Source organism: Bacillus pacificus, from assembly GCF_020861345.1.
GTDB lineage: Bacteria > Bacillota > Bacilli > Bacillales > Bacillaceae_G > Bacillus_A > Bacillus_A pacificus.
In genome coordinates this window covers 3,685,126-3,697,763 of the sequence record NZ_CP086328.1, presented here as the reverse complement: position 1 = coordinate 3,697,763, position 12,638 = coordinate 3,685,126, and the positions used below count along the sequence as shown (strand labels likewise).

The window sequence follows — 12,638 nt, the reverse complement described above, 5'->3', positions numbered from 1 at the left end:
TATAAAATCAATCAAATCAAATTTATAAAGTAGAAGAGAGGAAGATTATAATGAAACAATCTTTATTCGGACGTGTACGCGATGCAATTTTAGCAGATTTTCATAATGTGTTAGATGAGAAAGAAAGAAAAAACCCAATTGCTATGTTAAACCAATATTTACGTGATAGTGAGCGTGAAATAACAAAAATTGAGAAGTTAATTCAGCGTCATAAAACATTAAAATCTAACTTTGCTCGTGAGCTTGAGCAAGCACGTTATTTCGTGAATAAAAGATCTAAGCAAGCGATCATCGCTCAAGAAGCAGGCGAACTACAACTACATGAGCGTGCATTAGAAGAAGTAGCTTATTATGAAGGGCAAGTAACTCGATTAGAAGAAATGTATGCAGGTGTTGTAGAACAAATTGATGAGCTAGAGCGTCGTCTTTCTGAAATGAAAAATAAATTAAAAGAAATGCACGCAAAACGTATGGAATTAATGGCACGTGAAAATATGGCACATGCAAATCGTCGTATGAATACTGCGATGCATAAAATGGATGAAAATAATCCATTCTTACGCTTTGAAGAAATTGAAGATCATATTCGCGACTTAGAAACTCGTATGAACGAGGAGCATGAACGTGACACATTTGATATGAAGATTGCAAAGCTGGAGCGTGAAATGAAAGAAAAGAATGATGTATCGTTAGCGAAAGAGTTAACAAAATAATAGTAGTATATTATAAAACAGGCTTATGATATAGTGATAGGAGAAAAGGTGTTGGAAAGCAATGCCTTTTCTTCTATGTATATGTGACAAGAAGGGGGGAGCTGAAATGAAGAAACATTTTTCAAAGACACAATTAATGGGGATGCTCCTCATCATATTTGGATTCGGTCTTTTTCTTGATATGATACTTGGACATTTTGAACCAGGTGGTCTCATTTTTGCATTTATTATGCTTATGTTTGGAAGGCATTATCGTAAAAAGAATCGTTATGTACGGGGAAATGTATTTTTATTTGTCGGTGGTATCGTATTTTTATTCTTCTTATTTTCATCAGCAGCATTTGTTCTTGTCGTATTTGCTTGTTTAGCTTTAATTGGTTATCAATTGATTCAACAAGGGCATCAGCAAAAAGCAATGAAGGTTGAAATTAAAGAAGAAGGGATTATAGACGAAGAGAAGCAAATATATCGTACAGAACCATATTTAAAAAATATGTTTGTAGGCAATGTACGAATGATGGATCATATTTATGAACTTGAGGATATTAATGTTCAATATGGTGCTTGTGATGTGGAAATAGATTTAACAACTGCTATGATTCCAGAAGGAGAAACGGTAATTGTTATTCGGGGTGTCGTTGGTAATATTCGTTTATATGTGCCATATGATATTGAACTGTCTTTAAATCATTCTGTTATTGTCGGACGTGTGCTCTTGCCAGGTCATGAGGAGACAGGGTTTAACCGCAATGTTACATTTAGAACAGAGCAGTATAAAGAGGCTCCTCGTCGTATTAAAATTATTTCTTCGCTTGTCGTAGGCGATACGGAAGTGAGGAAAGTATAATGAAGAAACAAAAAAATATTTCGTGGATGTATATTCGTTATTCTATGTTGTCCTCAGTTAGTATCGCACTCATTTGTACAATTGTATATGTATGGAAAAGCGAGCAACAAGTATATGATTTATTATGGAAGGAATCCATCGCTTCTGTTCCAATTGGCTTGTTTATTATGACTACAAGTTTACTTATCGGGGGGATTGTAGGATATGCAATCGGTTACTATATAGAGCAGCGTATACAAGGATTAAATACGTTTCTATTTGAAGTAGAGCGAGGGAATTTTCCGAGTGATGTTTCGTTTACTGCAGATGATGAATTTCATGAAGTGGAACGAAAAGTAATCGGTCTGGCTCGTCGATTAGAGGAGCAAGCTGGACTCTTTCAAAAGGTAACGAATGAACGAGCTCATTGGAATGAAGAGATGAGACAAGAAGCGATTTCCCAAGAAAGGCATCGATTGGCGAGGGAGCTGCATGATTCTGTAAGTCAGCAGCTTTTTGCAATGTCGATGATGATGTCGGCTATTAATGAACAAGTAGCTGAATTTCCAGAAACGACGAAAAAGCAGTTACAGCTCGTTGAAAATATGGTTGTAAATGCACAGTCAGAAATGAGAGCATTGCTTCTTCATTTACGCCCAGTACAGTTAGAAGGTAAGAAACTAACAGAAGGTATAGAAGAATTATTAACAGAACTATCTAGAAAGCAACATATGAAAATTGAATGGTTAATTGAACCGATTCAATTAAAAAAAGGTGTAGAAGATCACTTATTCCGCATTGTACAAGAGGCGCTATCTAACACTTTACGTCATGCGAAGGCAAAGAAAACGGAAGTGCGTCTTCGAAAAATTGATCAATATGCAATATTGAAAATTATTGATGATGGTGTAGGTTTTAAAGTAGGAGTGAATAAGGCTGGTTCTTACGGATTAAGGTCAATACAAGAGCGTGTTCATGAAATTGGTGGGACATTAAAGGTACTTAGTTTTCCAAATAAAGGTACACAAATAGAAGTAAAAGTACCGATTATGATTGAGAGAGGGGGAGAATCATGATTAAAGTATTACTAGTGGATGATCATGAGATGGTTCGAATGGGTGTATCAGCATATTTATCAACGCAGCCAGATATTGAAGTAGTTGGAGAAGCTGAAAATGGAAGAAAAGGTTCAGAGTTAGCTTTGCAATTAAGGCCGGATATTATTTTGATGGATCTTGTCATGGATGAGATGGATGGTGTTGAAGCAACACGTGCTATTATTCAAGAATGGCCAGAAGCAAAAATTGTAGTTGTAACGAGCTTTTTAGATGATGAGAAATTGTATCCTGTTATTGAGGCCGGAGCGACAAGTTATTTATTAAAAACATCAAGAGCGAGTGATATAGCAGACGCTGTACGAGCTACTTATGATGGAGAAACGGTATTAGAGCCGAAAGTTACTGGTAAAATGATGTCTCGTATGCGTCAGAAGAAAGAACAACCTTTGCATGAGGAGTTAACAGAAAGAGAGTCTGAAATTTTGTTATTAATTGCAGAGGGGAAAAGTAATCAAGAGATTGCAGACGAGTTGTTTATTGCCCTCAAAACAGTAAAGACACATGTGAGCAATATATTAAATAAGCTAAATGTAAGTGACCGGACACAGGCGGTTATTTATGCGTTTCGACATCAATTGACGAAATGATAAAGTGAAATTTTAACCAGTGGGGTGGTCCCCACTGGTTATTAGTTTGTACAAAATCTTTTTATTGACGCCAATAAATGTAAGCGTTATCATTAAGTTGTTAACAGTACATACAAAGGGGAGAATGTATATGCTAGTTCAAACTATATTCGGTATGGATAAGTCTAAAAAACTAGGGGATTATGTGAACGCATTACAAGCGCTTTGTGAACAATATAATGTTGAAACAGATAAAATTGCAATTGTTGAGGCGACAGAAGAGTACTATTTATTTTTAATAAAGCAAGAAGAGTGCTACGATGTTGTCAAAGTAGAAACAGTGGATACAAATATCGATTATTATACGAAAGCGTATAAAATAAGCAGTTTTAATCATACTGCTTATCAAATGTAAAAAAACTCCCTTTCGGGAGTTTTTTAGGATGCTTTTATTTCACGAGATTCGGTGAGTAAGGGAACTTTTTTCGCGCCGCTTAGCTTAGCGATTGTAAGGCCGATAAGAGCTCCGATTAATGCAGGTACTAGCCAACCTATTCCTTCATTATATAAAGGGATAAATTCAAAATATGATGTGATAAATGAAACTGAAATACCACCTTGTTTTAATCCATCAAATACGCTTACGATTGCTGCGCCAATTAAAGCACCTACATAAACAGAGCGATATCCACCGAAATATTTATGCAGTAACGATAGTAGAACAAGTACAATCGCAACTGGATATACAACAAGTAAAATTGGAACAGAGATGGAAATGATTTTTGTTAAACCTAAGTTGGCAACTAATAATCCCAATACACAAATGATACTTGCGAATGTTTTGTATGAAAATTTAGTCAATAATGTTGAGAAATATTGACTACATGCAGATACAAGTCCAACACATGTTGTTAAGCAAGCGAGTGTAACGATAAGAGATAATAAAAGCAGACCATATGGACCGAATAATTGTTGTACGATCACAGTAAGTAATTGTCCACCATTCTTTGCATATCCGAGCGAGACACTAGTTGCACCGAGCCAGCCAAGCGCACCATATACAAGTACGAGGCCAGTAGCAGCAATAAGTCCAGCTTTGGCTGTTGCGATGGCAATGGATTTACGATCCTTTACACCTTTAGAGCGAATGGTATTTACAACGATAATGCCAAATGCAAGTGCTGAAATGGTATCCATCGTTAAGTATCCTTCCATAAAGCCTTTGAAAATCGGAGAAGTTTGATACTCTTGCATTGCAGGTCCTGATTGTCCAAGTGGTGTAAATACACTTTTAACAAACAATAAGAAAATAGAGAGTAATAAAATAGGTGTTAATATATTTCCGATACGATCTACAAGTTTAGATGGATTCAAACTCAGCCAATATACGATAGCAAAGAAGATGATTGTATATGCAAAAAGTGCTAGGCTGCTAGAGCGAATCGTTTCTGGTAAGAAAGAACTAACGCCCATTTCATAAGCGACATTTGCAACGCGTGGAATACCCATAGAAGGACCAATGGCGATGTATACAACTACCGTAAAGAATATTCCGAATAATGGGTGAACATGACTTGCAAGTTGCTGCATACCATTTCCTGATAAAGAAATTGCGATAACTGTTAGTAGTGGTAAACCGACTCCTGTTAGTAAAAATCCAATCATTGCCGGCCAAAAGTTTTCGCCTGCATTTTGTCCAAGCATGGGAGGGAAAATTAAATTACCTGCCCCAAAAAATAAAGAAAATAGCATAAGACCCGTGAAAAAAATATGTTTTTTTGATACAGTGTTCATTGTTTTTCCTCCTTTTTTAAAATTCATTTGTAAGAACACAAAAAACTCGTCCCTAAAGAAAGGGACGAGTTATATTTACCCGCGATACCACCCTAATTTATACATGTAGAAATAATTCTATATGTATACGGCTCTGCAACGTACAACATGATACGTGTTCCTTGTAACGGGGGACAGCCGGTAAGAACTTACTATAACATTCGGTTCTACTTCTCGGAGATGATTTTCGGCTACGCACTGAACGTTGGCTTTCAGCAAATCGCCAACTCTCTGGGGGACAGTCCTATAACGTACTCGTTCTCGTCAATGAATTTTTATTCAAGTATTCTGAAAGTATTGTTACATTTTTTTTTTAGAAAGTCAATATATTTTTTAATAAAATATATATATGCGGAAATGTTATTTGTTTTGGAATGAATAGTTGATGTAAATTGAATTGTAAAACAGAAGTAAAAATTTGCGGAGAATTGTAAAATTTATAGAGAAAGTTGATATTTATAGGAGTAAAGAAGGGATTGTTTGAATTTAGAGAGAATAATACAACAATCCACTTGCTGGAAAGAACAAACCAAAAGAGGTGACTGAAATGCTTGCGATGGGAGTATTATTTGGCATTATTGCTATAATTGTTTTTATGTGGTTATATTATTCGCGTTCGTTTAAACAAGCAGAAGTTTTACTCTTTCAAAAAGGTAGTTTGTTGACAAATCAGTCTAGATATTTAGTATGTCCGAAGTGTGGAAGTGCACAGGCCAGAAGTGGAGGATATCAAGAGTGTTGCAAAATTAGATTATGAAAGAAGGAAGCCTCACATTATTTTGTGAGGCTTCCTTCCTTACAACTTCATGGCGCTCCAAATGGTCCAACGATCTCTTTCGATAATAGGAGAGACGTTTTGTAAGGCGGTCTTTACTTGTTGTAGAAGTTGAGAAAGTTCATAATCTGTTAGTTCATATAGAATGGATCGGCCTGTTCGAGGTGATAAATCTTGCAATAATGCCTGTACAGAACCATGTATTTTTCGTATCTCCCATTGTGTTTGAGTCGGGAAAACGTGAAGAAAATATTTTTGTAATTCTTGCTGTATCGTGGTGGTTTTTGGACGTCTTTTTGATTCTATTTCAATGAGTTTTGGGAAGATAGAGAAAAAATATCCACGGATGTGTTCGGGACTTCCAGGGATCGTACAATCTTCAATAGTTCGGTCTTGTACAATAAGTACACCGTTTTTCTTTAATATACGAGAAGCTTCACGTAGAAATGTAGGAACGTCTTGTAAATGATGAATAACTGCGCGCGAAATAACAATGTCGAATGTATCATTAGGATATGGGACGCTATGTGCATCACCTTGAATGAAAGAAATGTTTGAAAATCCGCTACAATTTTCTTTTGCAGCCTGTAATATTTCTTTTGAAAAATCAAGCCCAACAACACTTTCTGCTCCCATAAGAGCAAGTTCTTTCGTATAAATCCCGCCACCACAGCCGATATCAATTATTCGTTTATTTTGTACGTCTGTAATATTTTTTATCATTTCTCTCCAAGAAATATGGGCGTTTCGCTGTGCGTATGTGTATTTATTATTTGCATCGTGAAAATTAATGGACATGAAAAAGACCTCCTTTCAATGCTTAGTATAGCGTATTTTATAGTGTGTCACGTTTTTGTTTTTTGTATGAAGATTATAAGAGTTTCTTATTGTAAAAGGAGGATTAAGTTGAAAATGAAATATGTATTGCTGTTATTTGTTATGTTACTAGCATCTTGTAGTCAAGTTGAGCAAAAAAAAGAAACAAAAAAAGTGGAAGAGACGGTGAATGAAGTGAAAGAAACAATAGAGGTAACCGTTATACAAAAAAAACATAAAGAGAAAAAGTTACAGGAATCAGAAGCTAAGGTAGTAATAGACATTATAGATAAAGCTGAGAAACAAGAAATAACAGGTAGCTTTGGTGAACCTGAATATGAAATACAAATTAGTAGAGATGGGAAGAAAGAAACGTATTATGCATGGCTAAGAGGAGAAGACAGACGAGGATGGGTACAACATAAGAAAGCTATGTATATGCTGAATAAAAAAGATACAGAAAAGCTTTTGGCTATATTTCCAAATGTATCAGAACAAAAAGAAGATGAAACACAGGCAGGTCCTTTAACGGAAGTAACAAAAAAAGATTTGCAGATTACCGCGTTCCATATTAAAGCGGGCGATCAAAAAGTGAATTATACAGTACGGTATACGATTTCACAATCACTATACAACAAGTTAGAGAAGGAACAAGAATACTATTTGCAGGTCATTTTTCCAGAAAAAGTTCAAAAATTAATTGGAGCAAAAGAGAGTGGAAAAATCTTAGGAGAAAAGGTAAAGGAAGGATATAAACAGTATGAATTGCATGCTACTGTTCCGGTACAAGGTGCTTCAGAATCACAATTAAAGTCATTAGAAACATATTATGAAAATTATGATTTGAAAATATTAAATAGTAAACAAGAAAAAATAGGTGTTTTTCAAAATATTATTCAAATTGTTAAAGATTATGGTGAAAAAATGAATTTACAAAGATAAGGTGAAACGTTATTCGAGATAAACTCCTCAATTCTATATGAACTTTCCTAGGAAATGATAATAGAGAGGGGAACCCCCCCTCTCTATTACTTTGCTTTTGCAGATGGCTCATTCATTGATTTTCGTGTAATAAGAAAAGAAATCATAAGAGCGGAAAGGATGATAAGAGCAATAAATACGTGATTGGGCAACAAATCTAATAGTAACACGTAACTAACGGTATAAAAAATAAGAGTTGAGGCTAAAAAAGATAGAGCACCTATTATGAGAGATTGTAAATTCAATTGTGCGCACCTCCTTTTATTTATATTTTTGGCTAAAAATGGATTATATAAACATTATTTCTAACAATAGAAAAAAATATGTCATAATAGAAAAAAGAACAAGCTTTGATGAATGTATATCATTCATTAATGAAAGATAAAGGAGAGGAATATGAAAAATAATAAAAAAGGATTATGGGGAATTATTGTTGCAATAGGGTTATTTTTACTTTCTAAGTTAAAGTGGGTATTTGCAATTTTTAAATTAGCAAAGTTTTCAACGGTATTTAGTATGTTTCTATCACTTGGTGCGTACGCAGTTATATATGGTTGGCAATTTGGGGTAGCGCTCATTTATTTGTTATTTATTCATGAAATGGGTCATTTATGGGCTGCGAAAAGAAAAGGTATACCAACATCGCCAGCAATATTTATTCCATTTATGGGCGCTCTTATTGGGATGAAAGAGATGCCTAAAAATGCAAAAGATGAAGCATATATTGCCTATATGGGACCTCTTTTCGGATTACTTTCATTTTTACCGGCTATTCCACTTTATATGATAACGAAAGAGCCGTTTTGGGCGCTCATTATTTTACTCGGAAGTATGATTAATTTCTTTAATTTAATTCCGGTTTCTCCGTTAGACGGGGGACGGATTATTTCAGTTGTAAGTACGAAAATTTGGGGAGCGGGGCTTGTTTTACTACTTGGGTATTCAATTTATTTTAAAAGTATTTTGGGCGGATTTATTTTTATTATCGGCTGTATGGAATTGTATAGAGTAATAAAGAGAGATGAGCCAATTAAGGAATTAGGATATAAAATTGATGGAATGAAAGAATATGTTGCAAGGCTTGAAGAAGAGTTAAAAGAAACTGGTGCAGTGCATCGGAATATATATATGATGCAACATGAAATAAATGTATTAAGGCAAAAAGAAAGAGAGAAAGAATTAAAAACAGGAGAACTTCAAAAGATTGAAGTGTTAGAATATCTTTTACCAAAGTTTGAGCCACTTGATTACGTCCCATATGAAGATGAAAAAGAAACACATACAATTCATATACGAGAAGCATTTGAAATGTCAGAAAGAAAATTACAGGAATGGGATGCAGACAAGAGACAACAGGAAAACTATTACAAAGTGGATACGAAAACGAAATGGACAGCATTTGCTTGTTATATCGGATTAATGGCTATACTCGGTTACGCAGCTTATGAAGGGTATATGGTTTTACAAGAACATTTGCCAACGAGGAATGTATAGAAAAATATTGTTGAAATGATAAGCTAGCTAGCATTCTAGTTAGCTTATTTTCTTTTGTAAGTGCAATGTTCATATATTTTTCACAAAAACACCGTGTTAATAGTGATTAAAATCACAATCTGTATTATACAATTCGGTTAAACTAAAAACAGTTAAGGAAATAGAGGAGTGGGATACAATGTTAAGTGAAAAAACAATTGAAATCGTAAAGTCAACAGTACCATTATTACAGGAAAAAGGCGTTGAAATTACAACGAGATTTTATGAAATTTTATTTTCGGAACATCCGGAGCTATTGAATATCTTCAATCATACAAATCAGAAAAAGGGAAGACAACAACAAGCGTTAGCGAATGCTGTTTATGCAGCTGCAACGTACATTGATAATTTAGAAGTTATTATTCCAGTTGTAAAACAAATTGGTCATAAGCATAGAAGTTTAGGTATTAAAGCAGAGCATTACCCGATTGTAGGTACATGTTTACTACGCGCAATTAAAGAGGTCGCAGGTGCACCTGATGAAGTTTTAAACGCATGGGGAGAAGCTTATGGTGTCATTGCTGATGCATTCATTAGTATTGAAGCAGAGATGTATGAAGAAGCGGCACATAAAGAAGGTGGATGGAAAGATTTCCGTAACTTTGTAGTTGTAAAAAAAGTGAAGGAAAGCGATGTTATTACGTCATTTTATTTGAAACCTGAAGATGGAGGGAAAGTTTCTTCATTCATCCCAGGACAATATGTAACGGTTCAAATCAATATTGAAGGTGAAACATATACACATAATCGTCAATATAGCTTATCAGATGCTCCTGGAAAAGAATATTATCGTATTAGTGTCAAGAAAGAAAAAGGTGTAGATACACCGGACGGTAAAGTATCTAATTACTTACATGATCATGTAAAAGAAGGCGATATGTTACCAGTAAGTGCACCAGCGGGAGATTTCGTATTAAATATGGATTCAACATTACCAGTTGTCCTAATTAGTGGTGGAGTAGGTATTACACCAATGATGAGTATGCTAAATACGTTAATTGAACAAGATTCAAAACGTAATGTATGTTTTGTTCATGCAGCACTAAATAGTAATACACATGCAATGAAAGAACACGTTGAGGCAGTAGATAATGAATACGAACAAGTGAAAGCATACACTTGCTATTCGGCGCCGACTGAAAAAGATCTGGAAATGAAAAACTTTGATAAAGAAGGTTTGATTGAAGCTGAATGGCTGCAAACGATTATTCCGACAACGGAAGCAGAATTTTATTTCTGTGGTCCAGTAGCATTTATGAAGCATATAAATGCTACATTAACTGATTTAGGTGTGAAACAAGAGCATATTCATTATGAATTTTTCGGTCCAGCAGCAAGCTTACAATAGATGGAGTTTGAAGAAGCAAAAAAACGAGGTATTATTTCACCTCGTTTTTTATTTGTTCTCGCAATAATCGATTTACCGTTTCGCGGCGTATACCGATGAGCTGACCAATTTCAGTTTGTGTTAATATTTCATATATAGGAATGTCACCTAAATATAGTGTGAACCATTCTTGTAAGCGATGAAGACGTTCTTTTGGAGAGACGGTCGTCAATTGGTCGATACGTTGCTGCATCATTCTTAATTTTGACTGTAATTGCATAGCGATATTTGCATATGATGCAGGATCCGCTTGAAGTTGATTGTACCACTCATTGCTAATTATAGGTTCAACTTCCGTTTTCATTAAAGCGATTGCTGTACCGTGATATTCCTTCGGTGAAATTAAGGAATGGTGAGGTATCGTTTCTCCTGGAACGATAATGTTAAATAGAAATGGTGTTCCATCTTCTTCTATCCTTACTACTTTTAATAAACCTGTTTTTATAAAATATAAAGGACCGTCCTCACCTTGACGGAATAGTACATCTCCTTTGTGTAGAATCAATGTTAGCCCCCCGTTTATTAAACATTTCTATTTTTTAGTGTATATGTATAAAGACAATATGCTATTTAAACAGCAATTTCATTGACGAAATATATGCTATTACAGTAGTATACTATTTAGTGTGTAATAGTACTAGCAATGAATACGCTGTAGGGGGTTTAGTATATTGTTAGATGCGATAAAAATGACGGATATGAGAATTCCGGCAAATGCCATCATTCATGTAGAAGAGATGAAAGGTGGAGTCGTGTTATCCGTTGAAGTGGATGGCCAAATTATTTATACGATGGCTTATGATGAAGAAACAGATAGTTATGCTGAATTGTATGATCGAAATGATAAGAGGGCGTGCCAAGTACATGAAGACTTTATGGGATGGTCACTTCTTCACTAAAAAGATGTCAATATGACATCTTTTTTTATTAAAACGATAGAATATACAAAGAAATGAAATATAAGGATAAAATTTGTAATAAATGATTTTGCATTGTTAGCACTTTGTAACTGCAAGTAAATTATTTTTTCGCTATCATAAAGGTAACAGTCGCAGTTATAGGAGTGGTCAACGTGAAGAAAGTACATATTTCCAATTACATGTTATTATGTGTTTGTTTAATTTTATTTGTTCTCTTAGGAGGATTTTTATATTCATGTGTATAAGAAAAAACGCATTCTAAAAAGAACACGTTATAAAAAAGAAGTAATGATTAATCTAGTCCCAAGAATAATTAATGTGATACGTAATAAATTAATTACGGCGTTACCGCTTAATTTTGTATTAATATATGCCCCGATTTTTCCACCAATCCATGCACCAGGAATAAGAATTAATGCGTAAATCCAGCTGACATTTCCAAGGGAGATGTGAGTTGCAGAACTTACAATTGCTGATAGAAATACGATAAACATCGAAGTTGCTACAGCAATATGTGCTGGGAATGCAAAAAGTAGCATCATTGCTGGAACAAGTAAAGCACCGCCCCCAATTCCAAATAACCCAGATATAAAACCAACTATAAAGGCGATAAAGATAGCGAGAAGCGGTGGGAATTGATAGTGTACAGTGTTTCCTTCGTTATCTGTAAAAGAGCGCTTGATTACAGTCATATTTGATAAAGAAAGGGGTTTTAATTTGTCTCGTAACATAAGAAGAATGGAGACAAAAATAAGAAAAATCCCAAAATATAAAGAAAATGTATCTTGGTTTAAAAATTTATTCGCCCACGAGCCGATGATACCACCAGGGCCACTCCCGATAAATAAAATAAGTCCACTTTTGTAATCTACTCGTTTATGCTTCATATAAGTAAGGGTGGAAGATAGTCCTGTAAAAACGACTGTTACCATTGAGGTTCCTACTGCAAGTTGTGGTGATAGGCTGTGTAATCCGATTAATAACGGAACAATAATAATTCCGCCGCCAAGTCCGACTAGACTCCCGACTGTCCCGGCGATTAGCCCGATGAAAAGTAACATGATGTATTCCAAAATTGCCAACTCCTCTATATAACTTATCCACCAATTATTATACACGCTTTTTCATGGGAAAAAGCTTTGTTCACAAAAAAGTCGTCTTCCTAGAAAA

Annotated in this window: 15 protein-coding genes and 1 other annotated feature; of the genes, 10 read left to right on the top strand and 5 right to left on the bottom strand. The window is 34.9% G+C overall.

The annotated features are described in order from the left end of the window. Window positions 1-50 precede the first annotated feature (50 nt). From LMD38_RS19165 to LMD38_RS19145, 5 genes are all read left to right on the top strand, one after another. Window positions 51-713 carry a PspA/IM30 family protein gene (locus tag LMD38_RS19165; protein ID WP_061183995.1) on the top strand — a complete coding sequence of 221 codons (663 nt, stop codon included), beginning with the start codon at window positions 51-53 and terminating at the stop codon, window positions 711-713. A gap of 106 nt (window positions 714-819) precedes the next feature. Beyond that, window positions 820-1,560, top strand: a complete 741-nt coding sequence (gene liaF, locus LMD38_RS19160) for a cell wall-active antibiotics response protein LiaF (RefSeq protein WP_000716091.1) — start codon at window positions 820-822, stop codon at window positions 1,558-1,560. Then, window positions 1,560-2,615, top strand: coding sequence for a sensor histidine kinase (locus LMD38_RS19155; RefSeq protein WP_000744320.1), 1,056 nt, complete (start codon window positions 1,560-1,562; stop codon window positions 2,613-2,615). Before liaF ends, LMD38_RS19155 begins: the two co-directional genes overlap by 1 nt. Further along, a complete protein-coding gene (locus LMD38_RS19150) occupies window positions 2,612-3,244 on the top strand; it encodes a response regulator (protein ID WP_000598709.1) in 633 nt (210 codons plus the stop codon). The genes LMD38_RS19155 and LMD38_RS19150 overlap by 4 nt, the downstream gene beginning before the upstream one ends. 55 nt (window positions 3,245-3,299) lie before the next feature. Further along, complete coding sequence (locus LMD38_RS19145; RefSeq protein ID WP_370530097.1) at window positions 3,300-3,638, top strand: DUF3922 domain-containing protein; 339 nt, start codon at window positions 3,300-3,302, stop codon at window positions 3,636-3,638. Window positions 3,639-3,661: 23 nt separating this feature from the next. Here the strand turns inward: LMD38_RS19145 and brnQ3 are convergent, their stop codons facing one another. Then, window positions 3,662-5,017 (bottom strand): branched-chain amino acid transport system II carrier protein BrnQ3, encoded by a 1,356-nt coding sequence (gene brnQ3 / locus LMD38_RS19140; protein WP_061183996.1) that lies wholly within the window; start codon window positions 5,015-5,017, stop codon window positions 3,662-3,664. 57 nt (window positions 5,018-5,074) lie between these two features. Further along, window positions 5,075-5,333: a binding site (T-box leader), on the bottom strand. 270 nt (window positions 5,334-5,603) lie between these two features. On the opposite strand from brnQ3, the gene LMD38_RS19135 reads away from it, so the two are divergent. Beyond that, window positions 5,604-5,813 (top strand): hypothetical protein, encoded by a 210-nt coding sequence (locus tag LMD38_RS19135; protein ID WP_062821844.1) that lies wholly within the window; start codon window positions 5,604-5,606, stop codon window positions 5,811-5,813. Between the two features lie 39 nt (window positions 5,814-5,852). Here LMD38_RS19135 and LMD38_RS19130 read toward each other — a convergent pair whose 3' ends face one another. Beyond that, window positions 5,853-6,629, bottom strand: coding sequence for a class I SAM-dependent methyltransferase (locus LMD38_RS19130; RefSeq protein ID WP_062821843.1), 777 nt, complete (start codon window positions 6,627-6,629; stop codon window positions 5,853-5,855). A 108-nt stretch (window positions 6,630-6,737) separates the two neighbouring features. Between LMD38_RS19130 and LMD38_RS19125 the strand changes: the two genes are divergently transcribed. After that, a complete protein-coding gene (locus LMD38_RS19125) occupies window positions 6,738-7,589 on the top strand; it encodes a YhfM domain-containing protein (RefSeq protein WP_000782993.1) in 852 nt (283 codons plus the stop codon). Window positions 7,590-7,675: 86 nt separating this feature from the next. Here LMD38_RS19125 and LMD38_RS19120 read toward each other — a convergent pair whose 3' ends face one another. Then, a complete protein-coding gene (locus LMD38_RS19120) occupies window positions 7,676-7,873 on the bottom strand; it encodes a hypothetical protein (RefSeq protein WP_001053353.1) in 198 nt (65 codons plus the stop codon). A gap of 151 nt (window positions 7,874-8,024) precedes the next feature. Between LMD38_RS19120 and LMD38_RS19115 the strand changes: the two genes are divergently transcribed. Together LMD38_RS19115 and hmpA are read left to right on the top strand one after the other, a co-directional pair. Further along, window positions 8,025-9,122 carry a site-2 protease family protein gene (locus tag LMD38_RS19115; RefSeq protein WP_000794485.1) on the top strand — a complete coding sequence of 366 codons (1,098 nt, stop codon included), beginning with the start codon at window positions 8,025-8,027 and terminating at the stop codon, window positions 9,120-9,122. Window positions 9,123-9,300: 178 nt separating this feature from the next. Further along, window positions 9,301-10,509, top strand: coding sequence for an NO-inducible flavohemoprotein (gene hmpA / locus LMD38_RS19110; RefSeq protein WP_000947720.1), 1,209 nt, complete (start codon window positions 9,301-9,303; stop codon window positions 10,507-10,509). Between the two features lie 31 nt (window positions 10,510-10,540). Here the strand turns inward: hmpA and LMD38_RS19105 are convergent, their stop codons facing one another. Then, window positions 10,541-11,053, bottom strand: coding sequence for a Crp/Fnr family transcriptional regulator (locus LMD38_RS19105; RefSeq protein ID WP_000600575.1), 513 nt, complete (start codon window positions 11,051-11,053; stop codon window positions 10,541-10,543). Between the two features lie 166 nt (window positions 11,054-11,219). Here LMD38_RS19105 and LMD38_RS19100 point away from each other — a divergent pair, with 166 nt between their 5' ends. Next, on the top strand, window positions 11,220-11,447 hold the full coding sequence (locus LMD38_RS19100) for a hypothetical protein (protein ID WP_000882907.1): 228 nt from the start codon (window positions 11,220-11,222) through the stop codon (window positions 11,445-11,447). Between the two features lie 293 nt (window positions 11,448-11,740). Here LMD38_RS19100 and LMD38_RS19095 read toward each other — a convergent pair whose 3' ends face one another. Continuing rightward, a complete protein-coding gene (locus LMD38_RS19095; RefSeq protein WP_000455758.1) occupies window positions 11,741-12,541 on the bottom strand; it encodes a sulfite exporter TauE/SafE family protein in 801 nt (266 codons plus the stop codon). Between the last annotated feature and the right edge of the window lie 97 nt (window positions 12,542-12,638).

Excerpts from the sequence above, each read along its gene's own strand:
- LMD38_RS19165 (WP_061183995.1), top strand. The coding sequence starts at position 51 with ATGAAACAATCTTTATTCGGACGTGTACGCGATGCAATTTTAGCAGAT.
- liaF (WP_000716091.1), top strand. The coding sequence starts at position 820 with ATGAAGAAACATTTTTCAAAGACACAATTAATGGGGATGCTCCTCATC.
- LMD38_RS19155 (WP_000744320.1), top strand. The coding sequence starts at position 1,560 with ATGAAGAAACAAAAAAATATTTCGTGGATGTATATTCGTTATTCTATG.
- LMD38_RS19150 (WP_000598709.1), top strand. The coding sequence starts at position 2,612 with ATGATTAAAGTATTACTAGTGGATGATCATGAGATGGTTCGAATGGGT.
- brnQ3 (WP_061183996.1), bottom strand. The coding sequence starts at position 5,017 with ATGAACACTGTATCAAAAAAACATATTTTTTTCACGGGTCTTATGCTA.
- LMD38_RS19135 (WP_062821844.1), top strand. The coding sequence starts at position 5,604 with ATGCTTGCGATGGGAGTATTATTTGGCATTATTGCTATAATTGTTTTT.
- LMD38_RS19130 (WP_062821843.1), bottom strand. The coding sequence starts at position 6,629 with ATGTCCATTAATTTTCACGATGCAAATAATAAATACACATACGCACAG.
- LMD38_RS19115 (WP_000794485.1), top strand. The coding sequence starts at position 8,025 with ATGAAAAATAATAAAAAAGGATTATGGGGAATTATTGTTGCAATAGGG.
- hmpA (WP_000947720.1), top strand. The coding sequence starts at position 9,301 with ATGTTAAGTGAAAAAACAATTGAAATCGTAAAGTCAACAGTACCATTA.